Origin of the sequence: Thioalkalivibrio sp. HL-Eb18 (genome assembly GCF_000364985.1) — a bacterium.
Taxonomy (GTDB): Bacteria; Pseudomonadota; Gammaproteobacteria; order Ectothiorhodospirales; family Ectothiorhodospiraceae; genus Thioalkalivibrio.
The window spans coordinates 41,511-54,471 of sequence record NZ_KB822967.1; the positions used below are offsets into that span (position 1 = coordinate 41,511).

A 12,961-nucleotide genomic window follows, 5' to 3' on the forward strand; every position below is an offset into this window, starting at 1 on the left:
CCCGAGTACGGTTCAAAAGTTGTAGCCAAGCCCCAGGGTGTACGCGAATGCGCCGTCGCGGAAGGCATCTTCGGCATCGCTCGAGCGGCGGAAGAACCACTGGTATTCCACGCGGCCCAGCACGTAGGTGTTTTCCAGGACGTAGTACTTGAGTCCGCCCTCCAGACCGGCAAAGCCGCTGTCGCGGACGCCATCACCGTAGATCACGCCGAGACTGCCACCCCCGAATGGGCGCAGGCGGCCGTCGCGGGTCTGCAAATTGGCATAGCCGCGGGTCGATCCGTTCCAGAAATCATCACGCAGCGATTCGCCCTCGATACTGGCGTAATTGACGCTTTGGCGGACCCCGAGGATGAAGTGGTCGCGCAGGTACCATCCCATCTCGCCGGACACGCCGAAATTGGTGTTGTCGAACTTGCGGTCGCTGCTGCCGGTACCGGACAGCGAGAACTCGCGATCGCCCTGAGAAGGACCGAAGTTCGCTGCCGATCCCTGCTGGGCCTGCGCGGCCGCCAAGGGAAGGGCACCGGCCAGGCAGAGCGTGAGCGCCAGTAGTTTTTTCATGATGCAGGCCTCCGTGTTGCACCCCGTCCAGGCTGGATCGCGGGCGTCTCCGGGGACAGGCGCCAGCGAGGCCGACGCCTGTCCCTGCGGACAGATTGCATGCGGATACCGGTATGGTTCTGTACGGCGGCGCACACAGAAGCCGCTCATTGCTAAAGGAAACACTGATCCATGTGCACACTCGCGTTGGCACCCCAGGTTGTCCGAGACAAGGCGCGCTGTGCAGCGGGTAGTGGTTCTACCCGCAAGCGGTGCAGCACAGGATCGGGGCCCCCGGGGTACCAACCCCACAGTCCAATAAACGATGGGGCGCGGCCGCCCGTTGTTATCAAAAACGGGCGCGGGAACGGCGTTGCGGTTCCTTTGTGCAGAATGACTGCGCGGCGGTCACCGCGCCTTGCTCGCACGCAAAAGCGACGAAGCAGCGAGCGTGTACATGGATCAGTTTTTCTTAACGGAAACCGAGAAAGCTCAGGATTACCAGCACAATGACGACAAAGCCGACGATCCAAATGATGTTGTTCATCATGGGTAGATGACCTGACTGGGTGGGTGGAGGCTCCAGTGGGTCACACGAGGGAGTGGGAAGTCTGTGCGTCGTCGCACAGACGCCCCCCGGGCCGTCTGTCTACGCTCGGGAGTGGATCAGCACTGTCGCTGGTCAGCGACTAGACGAGGATTGCAAATGAACTGGGATATCGTTAAAGGGAACTGGAAGCAGTTCAAGGGGAAGGTCAAGGCTCGCTGGGGGAAGTTGACGGACGACGAACTCGACACCGTGGCCGGCAAGCGGGAAGAGCTGGCCGGCCGCATTCAGGAACGCTATGGCGTGACGAAGGACGAAGCGGAGAAGCAGCTGGCGGAATTCGAGAAGAAGATCGACCGGGATGAACACTGATCGAAGTAGCCCTTTGGCGGCGTCGCGGGACTAGTACTGGGACGCCGCCGGTTCGCCAAGGAGTCGCGCATATTCGCTTGCGATCACCCCATAGCACTCGCAGCTGCGATTCTCGAGCCCTGGGCGGTCCAGAATGACCAGGCGGCCCCGGTGGTAGGTGATCAAACCCGATTTTTGCAACCTCCCGGCGGCCTCGGTGACTCCTTCTCGCCGCACCCCCAGCATGCTCGCAATGAGTTCGTGCGTCATTTTAAGTTCCCGGTGTGGCGAGCGGTCGTCGCTTAACAACAGCCAGCGACAAAGCTGCTGCTCCACCGAATGGTGTCGATTGCAGGCGGAGGTCTGTGCGATTTGCGTGAACAAGGCCTGCGTGTAGCGCAGCATGAGTCGTTGCAGTTCGCCCGCTTGGGAAAAGGCCTCGTTGATGATGGTGCTGCGGATTCGATAGGCGTGCCCAGCCATGCGTACCGTGGCTCGGGTCGGTGTTGTGTAGCCGCCCATTAACAGGGAGATTCCAACCAGTCCCTCCCGGCCGGCCACCGCGATCTCGCCCGATTTCCCATCCTCCATCACACACATCAAGGCGATGATGGCTTCGGTGGGAAAGTAGACGTAGTGGGTCTCCGACGGACCCTCATAAAGGCTGGTGCCCAGTGGCAGCAGGACCGAATTCAGATGTGGGTGCAGCGATTCGTATTCACTGTCCGGCAGGGCCGCGAGCAGTCCATTGTCGAGGGGCATTCGCCCGATCGGTCGGGTTAAGGGCACCGGTGGGTCCGTTTGTTGATCGAGAGAGTTCGAAGGTCCGAAAGATTCGGATTATGAATAGCTTAAGGATAGCCCTTCGAGGTGGGTCAAGCCCCGTATCTCCGACTGAAATCTTCCAGACCGGCGGACCATTTTCGCGTTAAGGCACTTGGCGTAGCGACGCCCAACGTTTGGCAACGGTCAGGTCGCGGTGGAGAGGAGCCGACCCGAGGGAGGCGATGTCCCTCGGGTCGGGTATAGCCAGCCCTAGTCGCGTTCGTACTCGGGCGCTTCTTTCAGGGTGTCCTCGTCCATGTCGATGTACAGCTTGACCTCGTCGCCTTCGGTGGAGCGGTCAATCCGGTCCCAGGCGATTGCGATGTCCTTCTCGCCCATACCCAGAACACCGCCGGTGCCGATTACGACGGCGATGATCCGACCATCCTGGTCGATGACGAGGTCGTTGATCTCGCCGATCTCATCATCGTCGGTCCGGCTATGGATTTTCTTGTCCATCAGATCGGAGGCATGCAGTCCCTGCGCCGGCATACGGTCAATATGAGGGGCATCATGACGTTCTTCGGCATCGCGCTCCTCCATTGCGTTGCGGTCATTGCCGTTCATCTCGTGTTCGCCCGCCATGGCGGCGCTCATGCCAAAGGCGAGGACGGGGATCATCGCGGCTGCGAGTTTGAGTGAGGTGCGTTTCTTCATGGTTATGCTCCTTGAAGGGGCCGGCGTTGACGCCGGAGGTCAGTGTCACGCTCATCGCCAGGGTTTCGCCCCGCACGATGCATACGCGTCCCCGATCATGTGGTCGGTTGCAATGTCGGTCTGTACGCCGGACCACAAATGGCCGCAATAGGGACCAGGAGTGCGATGAACGTTGGGTTATTGGCAGGACGATTCGAGCTGTGCAGGCAACTGGATGTTATCCGCCGGTCGTTTGCCCGACGGGGTGCTAGGCTCAGCAGGAGGGCCGGCACGCAAGCGCCCGTCGATCCGAGAGACGCCGATGACGCTCGTCCAGAACCGTGGCTTTCGTAGCCAATGCTTTTGGCTTGGCTTCGGGGGACTGTTGTGGCTGTTCCTCTCCATCCCCGTTTGCGCCAGCTCGCAGACTTTGTCTCATGCCGGAGTCTTTCTGCAGGGCAGCGATGCCCAGGGTCACCTGGTCCCTTGGCGGCTGCCGGGGTCCGGTGGGCCGGAGCCGCCGTGGGGCAGGGAATCGATTCCGCCCCAGGGGACCCGGAATGCGTTTGACCGGTTGGATGATCAGGATGCCGGCCGGCGTGTGCTCTACCAGGACAGGCCAAACCTGCCGAGCGAGCACGCGGCACGCGTGGAACTCGATCAGGCATGGTGGTACCGGATTGCACTGATCGCAGGCGCTACCTTGCTTCTGGTGACTCTGCTTCTGCTGCATTACGTGCGCGTAAGCCGCCGTCTGCGGCAGGAGGCCGCCCTGCGCCAGGAGGTTGAGGCAACACTGCGTCAGCAGCAGGAGGAACTGGTGCGTCTGGCCAGTACGGACGCCTTGACGGGGGTGTGGAACCGCCAGAAGTTCAAGACCGAGGCGGAACACGAGGTGGCTCGGGCGGAGCGTTACAATCTGCCACTTTCGTTGATTTTCCTCGATCTGGACTATTTCAAGGAGGTTAACGACCGCTACGGTCATGCGACGGGGGATGCCATCCTGCGGGAGATGTGTCAGCGGCTGCAGGCGTGCCTGCGCGAATCGGACCGTCTCGGCCGGTGGGGCGGCGAGGAGTTCCTGATTCTCGTGCCGCACGCCGACTCGGACCGTGCAGCGTTGCTGGCGGAAAAACTCCGCCAGGCCATTGCGGACACACCGGCGGCCCATGGCCAGCCGATGTCGATCAGCCTGGGGGTGGTGTCACGCGAGCCCGGAGATGCCCTGGAAGATCTTGTGCGCAAGGCGGATGCGGCGCTCTACCGCGCCAAGGCGCGTGGTCGAAATCGTGTTGAGGTCCACCGCGCGGATGGAACGCCAGACGCTTTGTGAATCAGGTGGCCGTGAGTGGTTCCACGCGTAGCTCCACGCGGCGGTTCAGGGCGCGCCCATGTGGCGTGTCGTTATCGGCAATGGGGCGGTCCGGTCCGTAGCCGATCGCAATGATGCGCGCCTCTCCGACACCATTGTCGTGCAGGTGACGCCCGACCGACAGTGCCCGTTGTTCCGACAGGTGCTGGTTGTAACCGCGTGCACCGGCGGAATCGGTATGCCCGGCGATCGTCACCAGGCTGGCGTCGTACTCTTCGAGCACCTGCCCCAGGGCATCGAGGGTGGATACCATGTCCGGGTGAATCTCCGCGCTGTTGGTCTCGAAGGCCTTGGCGCCCGGAAATATCAGGGTGATGATTCGCCCTTCGCGTTCCATTTCCACGTCGTGACCCGCCAGCTTCTGGCGCAAGCGTGCGGTCAATACGTCCATATAGAAGCCCACCCGATCCAGGGCGACGGATTCATGCCCCTCGTCCAGCAGGTGCTGGCGACGTGCACTGACGGCGTCGTCATCGCGCGCCAGATAGACCGCGTTCCGGGGCGCCGCGTGAGAATCGTCCCGGTGGGCGGTATCGCGAGCGTCGCGCGCCGGCTCGCCGTTGGCGTTGGCGGCTTCGTCAGGCGCGCGTTCTCCCTGGGTGGGAATGACGTTACACCCGGTCAACAACAGTGTCGCGACGATGGCGGCAAGCATGTTGTGGCGAATAATCGCGTTCACTTCGAGTCCCCGGCTTGTTGGCACCAATCACGGAATGCGCGCGCTGAGAGGGGGCGGCTGAAGCGATAACCTTGCCCGAATCCAACCCCTTGCTGGCGCAGCCACTCGACCTGATGCCTGGACTCGATGCCTTCGGCGACGATGTTCAGCTTCAGCGAGCGGGCCATCACGATGATATGGCTAATGATGTTGCTGGTCACCGCTTCGTGGCCAATGGCGTCGGCAAATGTTTTGTCAATCTTGAGGGTGTCCAGTTCGAAGCTCTCGAGGTAGGCCAGGCTGGAGTAGCCAGTGCCAAAATCGTCAATGGCGATGCGATGGCCGCGGGCGCGCAAATCCTGGATTCTCTTGCGAACGTCATCCGTGTTAAGCAGCGAGCGCTCTGTAATCTCGAGTTTGATCGCGCGGGCCGGCACCTTGGCACGCTCCAACTCGCGCTGGAGGGCTTCGCTAAAGCGAGTCGAGGCCAGATCCTGCCCGGTGATGTTCAGGTTGACCGGGCAATCGGGCCGCTCGCGCAGTTGTGGCCCCAGCTCGCGGAGAACACAGCGCAGGATCGCGAGGGTCAAGTCGGTTCCCTGTTCGGTATCTTCGGCCAGGGGCACGAAGACATCCGGGCCAATGGTTTCCCGGTTATCGCGCCGCCAGCGCGCCAGGGCCTCGGCACCCTGGCAGGCGCCTGACTCCAAATGAACGATGGGCTGAAATACCACCTGCAGCTGGTCCTGCGCGATGGCCTGGCGTAGCTCCTGAGCCAGACTGAGCTGGTGGCGGAAATAGCGCAGGATCAGAAACAGCCACAGCCCAACCAGTAATAGGCCAAAGGCCCCGGCCCCGGCCAGCGTGGGCAGATAGCGCTGCCAGAACTGCGCCATCGGCTGCACGGCGATGATGTCGATGGGCAGGATCGTGTCCAGCGACGACCGGCTGACCAGCCGCTGTTCGGCGCGATCCACCGTGAGTCCGGGTGCGAATGACTGGGGATCCGGGACTTCGGCACCCGGGGGATGGGTGATCATCGGCATGGACTCGACCCAGAGCCCGACTTCCTGATCCTCCAGCATGCCCGGGTTCACCAGCAGGCGCGGATCGATGGCCACGTCGTGCTGGCCATAGCGCATCAGGAAGAGTTCTACGCCGCCGATTGCCGTCGTGGGGCCGGGCCACCAGGCCACCAGGCCGCTGTCGTAGATACGGCTCGCCTGGGGGGGGGTGAGCGCATCGCCCTGGACAAAGCCGGCGCCGCATTCGCGTTCTACCGCTCGCCAGTAACCCACAGCCCGAATATGGGGCCGCGAAATCGCGGCTTCCTGCAACTGGTTGAGGTGCTGCGGCGAGCAGGGAGTCACATCGAGGGCGTTGAGTTCGTCGAGCAGGTCGCGCGCGTCGAGGATCGCCTGCTCGGTTTGCTGGCCGAGCTTCTGCGCGAGTTCATCCAGACGCTGTTCCTCCGCGACCACGGAGCCCTGCCAGAGATACCAGCCCAGGAGGAACAGCGGTAGCAGGAGCCCCAGGACGGTTACGCCAAAGACGGCAAACAGCAGCTTGTCGCGCCGTGTAGCCATGGCGTTCCATCCTCCGCGAGCCCCGAATAGACGGGATTTCAAGAGTGTAGCATGGGGTTATTGGGATCCTGCCGCATCCGGGAGGATGGTGAGAAGGATGGCCACACCGTGAGGAATCACGATGAACAAAAAGGTCGCTGCGAGGGAAAAATCGGGGTTGTCACTCAGCCAGCACGAAGGCGTGTCGGTGGCCTGCGACTGTTGCTCGTGCGAGGCGGAGCCCTATTGGTGGGAGGTTGCCGCGGAAATGGGGATCGATCCGCAGTCGGACAAGCCGGACCGGGCGGCAAGTGCCGCCCGGCCGGGAGGTGATTACTCGACCTCGACGGAGCCTTCGGCACCGCCTTCAGCGCCGGCTTCGGCACCACCGTCGTCGCCTTCGGCTTCACCGCCCGCACCGGCTCCGGCACCTGCATCGGCGCCCACGCCACCACGGGCATCGTCGTCCTGACGAACATCACCGCTGGCGCCGGCACCGCCGCTCGCGCCAGCACCCCCCTCGGCACCCGGGGCCTGGCCTTCGGCCGCCGCACCGCGGGCGCTCCCGCCACTGGCTTCGCTGCCCATTTCGGAGCCGCCGGCGGCTCCACCGCTGGCTTCGGCGCCGGTCTCGGCGGCGCCTTCGGCAGCCGCACCCAGGTTTTGCGCCTGTGCGGTGGCGAGACCACCCAGCGCGAACATCGAGGCGAGGGCAAAGGCAATTGCAGTCTTGCGATAGCTATACATCAGTACAACCTCCTGTTTCGGATTTAGGAACGGTACTTCCGTGCCTCGCGACCGACCGATCGGCCATCGGCTCGTGTCGGTCTGCGTGTACAGGTCTAGCTCCCCGGGCAGGGGAACGAAAGGGGATGGGCGGGAAGGTGCGAACGCCTTCACTGCACAGACGGGAGGAATCGTACGTCGGTCAAATTATTGTCCGGTACGGTCAGTCGGTCGCGCTGGATGCGCAATGGCCAACGGAGCCTGCCGCGCAGATGCGCCCATCAATCCAGATGGCGCGGTCCAGTCGAGCCCCTTCCAGCCGGGCGTCGGTCAGATCCGCGCCGGAAAGGTCGGCATGGCGCAGGTCCGCATCTTCCAGACGGGTGCCCCGGAGTCGAGCGTTCCGCAGGTCGGCACCAGTTAATTGGCCGCGTGAAAGATCGGCCCCGTCCAGGCGGGCTCGGTCGAGGCTTGCGTAGCGCAAATCGGCATCCGCGAGTTGCGCGCGTTCCAGCCGCGCGGCGCTCAGGTGGGCGTCATACAGGCTGGCACCGGCCAGGTCAGCTCCGCGCAGCGCAGCGCCGGCCTTGTTGCAGTAGTTCCAGTTCACCGAGGGCCCGGGTGGCGCATTGCAATCCGGTGCCGGCGTGATTTCCTGTTGCAGCGCAAACCAGACCAGCAGGCCCGTGGCAAGCAAAAGCGCAATGCCAGACAGGATCCAGGGGCGTGGACCCTGTACCCATTGCCGCCAGGGAAATGGCGTACGGTCGAGCAGGGCGGCCCATAGCTGGCGATGGCTCAACGTCTCCAGGTTCTCGGGACAGCGGCGGTCGCCCTTGCGCTGCTCGCGGTAGAACGGTTCCGATGCCCGCGAACGGCGTTCCCGCAGGCGTTCGTCCTCGCGCAGCCGGGCGCGCTCCAGGCGTTCCTTGCCACCCGGGGTGTTGGCCAGACGCACTTCCTCGGGAATCAGGTGGGGGCGTTCGGCGATCCGTACCCAGAACTCCCGGTCCTGGCTGATCTCGTCCTGTTCGGTCAGGCGTCCCAGGATCAGGAAACGGCCGATCTGGCGCGCCGGGTAGGGCCCGCAGACGCCATCCGGGCGGCGCAGGAACCAGCGTTCGTGGCGCACGGCCTCGGGCGAGGAGGCGGGCGGGTCCGTGGACCCGGTGGCCGCGTCCGATGGATCGGAAGGCTGCGTGGTCATTGTCGGGCGCCCTGATCACGCGTGACAGAGTCGCTGGGTAGCCAGTCCTTCAGGTGCTGGCGCAGCTCGGCGGCGCTCGGCTGGGCGGCCTCCAGGATCAGGTGAATGCGGTTGAAGTGGAGCAGCTGCGCGCCGCCGGTATCGGGGGCCAGGTAAAGGTCCGGTTGTTCACGCCGCATCATCTCGCGGATCAGCGATTTCTGCATGATGCTGAAGGTCTTGAACAGGAGGTCGGTCAGCCCGGGGGGTGGCCGGTCGGTGGCATTCCATGCGCCGGATACGTCGACCGCGATCACGATGTCGACCTTGTCGCGGAGTCGGTCGTACGGCAGTGGATTGGAGGCCCCGCCGTCGATCAGCAACCGGCCGTCGTCCGACGGTACGGGCTCGAACAGACCGGGCACCGCCATGCTCGCTGCAATGGCCGGAAAGAGCTCGCCCTCCTGGAGCGTGACCGTCTGGCTGGTCCAGTAGTCGGTCGCCACCACGGTCAGCGGGATGCGCAGTTCGTCGAAGCGGCGGGTCGGGGTGTGCGTGGCGAGAAAACGCAGGAAGGTGTCGGCGTCCAGCAGGGCGTTGCGGCCCAGGCGCAGGGGGATGAGTTCGAACAGCTCGAGATCCGAGCGCGCCAGGCGCGAGAGGGCGTCCATCTCCGATCCGGCGAAGTCGTCAAAGATGTCGAGGATCTCTTCCGCACTGAGACCGGCGGCATACAGGCCGCCGATGATCGCGCCAATGCTGGTCCCCGCGATATGGTCCGGTTGCAGACCCAGGTCATCGAAGGCCTGCAGTATTGCGATGTGGGCCAGACCGCCCGCACCGCCGGAGCCCAGGGCCAGACCAATAGTCGGACGGGTATCGCTGGCTGATTCCGTGTCGTCGGCGTTCGCCGGCATGGCCACCCACGCCAGCAGCATCAGGGCCAGCAGCAGAACCAGGCCAGGGCGGGTCTTCGAGATGCGGCGCTGGAGGGATTTGATCGCGAACACGCGGATGCTCCGGCAGATACTGTTGGCAGTATAGCGGTCGGTGTCGCATGGCGTGGCTTGCTACCCTGAATGTCCTGCATATCCATCCGCATGGCAGATGAATCCGCACCCAACCCCCAATCTCGGCGTGTCGCAGTGTTTGCTCGGCGAACCCGTGCGCTACGACGGCGGCCATCGGCGGGAGGCCTTTCTGGTCGAACGGCTGGCACGCCATGTCACCTGGGTACCTGTCTGCCCGGAGGCGGTGCTGGGCACGCCGCGCGAGCCGATGCACCTGGTTCGTGAAGGGGGACGCCTGGCGCTGCGCGGGAACGAAACGGGTGGTGACTGCACAGGACCCGTGCAGGACTTTGTTCAAGGGCGTGTGCCGGCCCTCGCGGACGCCGGACTGGATGGCTACATATTCAAGGCACGATCGCCCAGTTGCGGGCTGGAGGTTCGGGTGGCGAACGAGGCCGAGCCTGCTGCGGGCCTGTTCGCCGCCGCACTGACCGATGCGCTACCTGACCTGCCCGTCGTCGAGGAGGCCGGGATGGCCATCTCCAATACCCGCGAGGCCTTTGTCGAGCGCATTTTCGCGCATGCGCGGGTGCGCGAGTTGTTTGCCGCGCCGTGGACTCCGGCGGATCTGGTGCGTTTCCATACGCGCGAAAAGATGCTCCTGCTCAGCCACGACCGTGTCGGCTACGACCAGCTGGGGCGCTTTGTCGCGAAAGCCGCCGGGCAACCGCGAAACGAGGTCGCGCACGGATACCTGCAGCGGTTTATGCGGGTGCTGGCCACACCGGTGTCGGTTGGCCAACATGTGAACGTGTTGCAGCATATGGCCGGGCATTTTCGCGAGCATCTCGATCCGTCCCGTCAGGCGAGCCTGCACGGCGCGATCGACGCCTGTCGGCGCGGCGAGTGCCCGCCACGCGACATTTACGCACGGATTCGCGCGATCGCCCGGGAACTGGACATCCAGTGGGTGCGCGAGCAAAGCATCCTGAACCCGTTTCCCCAGGAACTCCTGAACGAAGAGATCCATGACTGACGTCGCCGCCACCCCGATCATCGTACGCCTGGCCCCCGAGATTCACCTGAAGTCGCCCAGCACCCGGCGCCACTTCACGCGGGTCCTGCGGCGGAACCTCAAGCGTGCGCTGACCGGCATCCCGCATGACTTGCGGACCCACCAGGGCCGGCTGGTGCTCTATACGCCCAAGCCGGAGGCGGCGCAGTCGATCCTGCACAAGACCTTCGGGGTCAGCACCTTCTCGCCGGTCGAGGTGGTGCTCAAGGAGGTCTCGGTGGAACGCCTTTGCGAGGTCGTGGGCGCTCATTTCACGGAGGCCGTGCGCGGGCGCCGGTATGCCGTTCGCTGCAAGCGCCATGGCCGCAAGGATCTCTCGGCAACGGAGGTCGAGCGGCGGGTGGGTGCGGTCCTGGACGGGCCCGGCCGGGTCGATCTCGACCGCCCCGAGGTCGTCGTCCGCATCGATCTGGACCGCGAACAGGCCTGGGTCTATTCCAGGCGCGAGCAGGGGGGCGGGGGATTGCCGCTGGGGGTGCAGGGGCGCGCCATGGTGCTGATCTCGGGCGGGTTCGATTCGGCGGTCGCGGCCTGGTACATCATGCGCCGCGGGACCGCCGTGGACTTTGTATTCTGCAACCTCGGCGGGACCGTGCACGAGGAGATGGTGCTCGCGGTCTGTCGCCGCCTGGTCAGCGACTGGGGCGCGGGCATTCGCCCCAGGATGTTCAGTGTCGACTTTTCCGGCGTGGTCGATGACCTGCGCGCGAAGGTGCCGGGCGATGCCTGGCAGATCGTGCTGAAACGGCTGATGTATCGGGCCGCCGAGCCGATCGCGCGCGAGCGCGGCGCAGAGGCGCTGGTGACCGGCGAAGCACTCAGCCAGGTCTCTTCGCAGACGTTGTCGAATCTGGAAACAATCAATGCCGCGGCGGATCTCCCGGTGTTGCGGCCACTGATCGGTTTCGACAAGACGGAAATCATGAATCGTGCGCGCGCGATCGGCACATTCGAGCTGTGCGAGAAGGTCCCCGAGTTCTGCGCGATTGCGAACCAGCGGCCGATGGTGACCAGCACGCGCGCTCACATCGAAAAGCTGGAAGCCGTGCTCAGTGACGACTGTCTCGACCGCGCCGTCGCCAAGGCGCGGATGCATGACCTGGGGACGCCGGCGCCATCCGCGGATCGCGCGAGCCCGGTACTGGTCGAGCGCATCCCCGCGGCGGCGGAGATCATCGATTGTCAGCCGCCCGATCTGTATCGGGACTGGCACCTGCCGGGCGCGGTGAACCACCCGGCCGATGAACTCGCGGCGAGCTTCGAGCAGCTCCCGCGCGACCGCGCGTACGTGCTCTACTGCTTTCGCGGTACGCAGTCCGCGGTACTGGCCGAACGCATGCGTGCGGCGGGCTATGACGCGCGCGCCTTTGCGGGCGACGTGAGCAGGCTGCGCCGGCATTGGGACAGGCAGCCCGCGACCGAGGTGGATGTCTGAGCGCTCTCGTCAGTGGTCGGTTGGACGGACGAGGACCCGTCCGCGGACCTGACCGGCCAGCAGCGCCTCCGCGCGTTCCGGGAGCTGAGACAGGCCGATCTCTTCTGCCAGGCACCGCTCGAGCGTCTCGGTTGAGAGGAGGCGGCCGATGCGTTGCCAGACCCGTTCGCGGTCGTTCGCGGGATACTGCACCGAGTCGATGCCCTGCAGCCGAATGCCGCGCAGCAGGAACGGGATGACCGTGGTCGTCAGCCCCGCACCGCCCGCGAGTCCGCAGGCTGCGACGACGCCGCGGGCCCGCGTTTCGGCGAGTGCGTGGGCCAGGGTGTCGCCCCCCACGCTGTCGATCACGCCCGCCCAGCGTTCGGACAGCAGCGGGCGGTCGGGCCGCTCGGCGAGCTCGCCTCGGGGCACGATCGAACGGGCGCCCAGGGCCTGCAGGTGCTGGGCGTTTTCCGGCCGGCCGGTGGCGGCCGCGACGCGATAGCCCAGCGCGGCAAGGAGTGCGATCGCCAGGTTTCCCACGCCGCCGGAGGCGCCTGTGACCAGGATCTCTCCGCTCTCGGGGGTGATGCCACCGTGCTCCAGCGCCTCGATCGCCAGCATGGCGGTAAACCCGGCCGTGCCCACGATCATCGCGCCACGCGCATCCTGGGTGTCCGGCATCGGGGTCAGCCAGTCGCCCTGGACCCGAGCGTATTCCGCGAAGCCGCCCCAGTGGCGTTCCCCGACATGCCAGCCGGTCAGCAGGACGCGATCCCCCGAACGATAACGTTCGTCGGTCGATTCGCTCACGGTGCCCGCCAGGTCGATCCCCGGCACATGGGGGTACTCCCGTACCAGGCGACCCAGTCCGTTGAGGATCATCGCATCCTTGTAGTTCAGCCCCGAGTACTCAACGGCGACCAGTACTTCCCCTGCCGGGAGATCGGTCGGGTTCAGGGTGGATACCTCGGCGATCGGTCGTGGATCGCCCGCTTGCAACAGCAATGCGTTGAAGGTGTCGTTCGGGGTCATTGGGGGGTGTAATCA

Annotated in this window: 13 protein-coding genes; 4 read left to right on the top strand and 9 right to left on the bottom strand. The window is 64.8% G+C overall.

Going from position 1 to position 12,961, the window contains the following annotated elements:
- Positions 1 to 12: 12 nt before the first annotated feature.
- Positions 13 to 564 carry a hypothetical protein gene (locus F813_RS0107535; protein WP_017926093.1) on the bottom strand — a complete coding sequence of 184 codons (552 nt, stop codon included), beginning with the start codon at positions 562 to 564 and terminating at the stop codon, positions 13 to 15.
- Between the two features lie 685 nt (positions 565 to 1,249).
- On the opposite strand from F813_RS0107535, the gene F813_RS0107540 reads away from it, so the two are divergent.
- Positions 1,250 to 1,462: a CsbD family protein gene (locus tag F813_RS0107540; RefSeq protein WP_012982783.1), complete on the top strand. Its 213-nt coding sequence runs from the start codon at positions 1,250 to 1,252 to the stop codon at positions 1,460 to 1,462.
- Between the two features lie 30 nt (positions 1,463 to 1,492).
- On the opposite strand, the gene F813_RS0107545 is transcribed toward F813_RS0107540, so the two are convergent.
- Together F813_RS0107545 and F813_RS0107550 are read right to left on the bottom strand one after the other, a co-directional pair.
- Entirely contained in the window at positions 1,493 to 2,230 is a 738-nt protein-coding gene (locus F813_RS0107545; protein WP_026148194.1) for a Crp/Fnr family transcriptional regulator, read from the bottom strand.
- Positions 2,231 to 2,476: 246 nt separating this feature from the next.
- Entirely contained in the window at positions 2,477 to 2,923 is a 447-nt protein-coding gene (locus tag F813_RS0107550; protein ID WP_012982781.1) for a PRC-barrel domain-containing protein, read from the bottom strand.
- Between the two features lie 553 nt (positions 2,924 to 3,476).
- Between F813_RS0107550 and F813_RS0107555 the strand changes: the two genes are divergently transcribed.
- Entirely contained in the window at positions 3,477 to 4,235 is a 759-nt protein-coding gene (locus F813_RS0107555; RefSeq protein WP_017926094.1) for a GGDEF domain-containing protein, read from the top strand.
- Between the two features lies 1 nt (position 4,236).
- On the opposite strand, the gene F813_RS0107560 is transcribed toward F813_RS0107555, so the two are convergent.
- The 5 genes from F813_RS0107560 to F813_RS0107580 all read right to left on the bottom strand — a co-directional run bounded on the left by F813_RS0107560 (position 4,237) and on the right by F813_RS0107580 (position 9,419).
- Entirely contained in the window at positions 4,237 to 4,953 is a 717-nt protein-coding gene (locus tag F813_RS0107560; protein WP_012982779.1) for an OmpA family protein, read from the bottom strand.
- Complete coding sequence (locus tag F813_RS0107565) at positions 4,950 to 6,518, bottom strand: EAL domain-containing protein (RefSeq protein WP_012982778.1); 1,569 nt, start codon at positions 6,516 to 6,518, stop codon at positions 4,950 to 4,952. Before F813_RS0107565 ends, F813_RS0107560 begins: the two co-directional genes overlap by 4 nt.
- 312 nt (positions 6,519 to 6,830) lie before the next feature.
- Entirely contained in the window at positions 6,831 to 7,244 is a 414-nt protein-coding gene (locus F813_RS0107570) for a hypothetical protein (RefSeq protein WP_017926095.1), read from the bottom strand.
- 202 nt (positions 7,245 to 7,446) lie between these two features.
- Positions 7,447 to 8,430, bottom strand: a complete 984-nt coding sequence (locus F813_RS0107575) for a pentapeptide repeat-containing protein (RefSeq protein WP_012982776.1) — start codon at positions 8,428 to 8,430, stop codon at positions 7,447 to 7,449.
- Positions 8,427 to 9,419, bottom strand: coding sequence for a patatin-like phospholipase family protein (locus tag F813_RS0107580; protein WP_012982775.1), 993 nt, complete (start codon positions 9,417 to 9,419; stop codon positions 8,427 to 8,429). The genes F813_RS0107575 and F813_RS0107580 overlap by 4 nt, the downstream gene beginning before the upstream one ends.
- 97 nt (positions 9,420 to 9,516) lie before the next feature.
- Between F813_RS0107580 and F813_RS0107585 the strand changes: the two genes are divergently transcribed.
- Both F813_RS0107585 and thiI read left to right on the top strand, forming a co-directional pair.
- Positions 9,517 to 10,455, top strand: coding sequence for a DUF523 and DUF1722 domain-containing protein (locus tag F813_RS0107585; protein ID WP_012982774.1), 939 nt, complete (start codon positions 9,517 to 9,519; stop codon positions 10,453 to 10,455).
- Positions 10,448 to 11,929 (top strand): tRNA uracil 4-sulfurtransferase ThiI, encoded by a 1,482-nt coding sequence (gene thiI / locus F813_RS0107590; RefSeq protein WP_017926096.1) that lies wholly within the window; start codon positions 10,448 to 10,450, stop codon positions 11,927 to 11,929. Before F813_RS0107585 ends, thiI begins: the two co-directional genes overlap by 8 nt.
- A 9-nt stretch (positions 11,930 to 11,938) precedes the next feature.
- Here thiI and F813_RS0107595 read toward each other — a convergent pair whose 3' ends face one another.
- Complete coding sequence (locus F813_RS0107595) at positions 11,939 to 12,946, bottom strand: MDR family oxidoreductase (RefSeq protein WP_012982772.1); 1,008 nt, start codon at positions 12,944 to 12,946, stop codon at positions 11,939 to 11,941.
- Positions 12,947 to 12,961 lie beyond the last annotated feature (15 nt).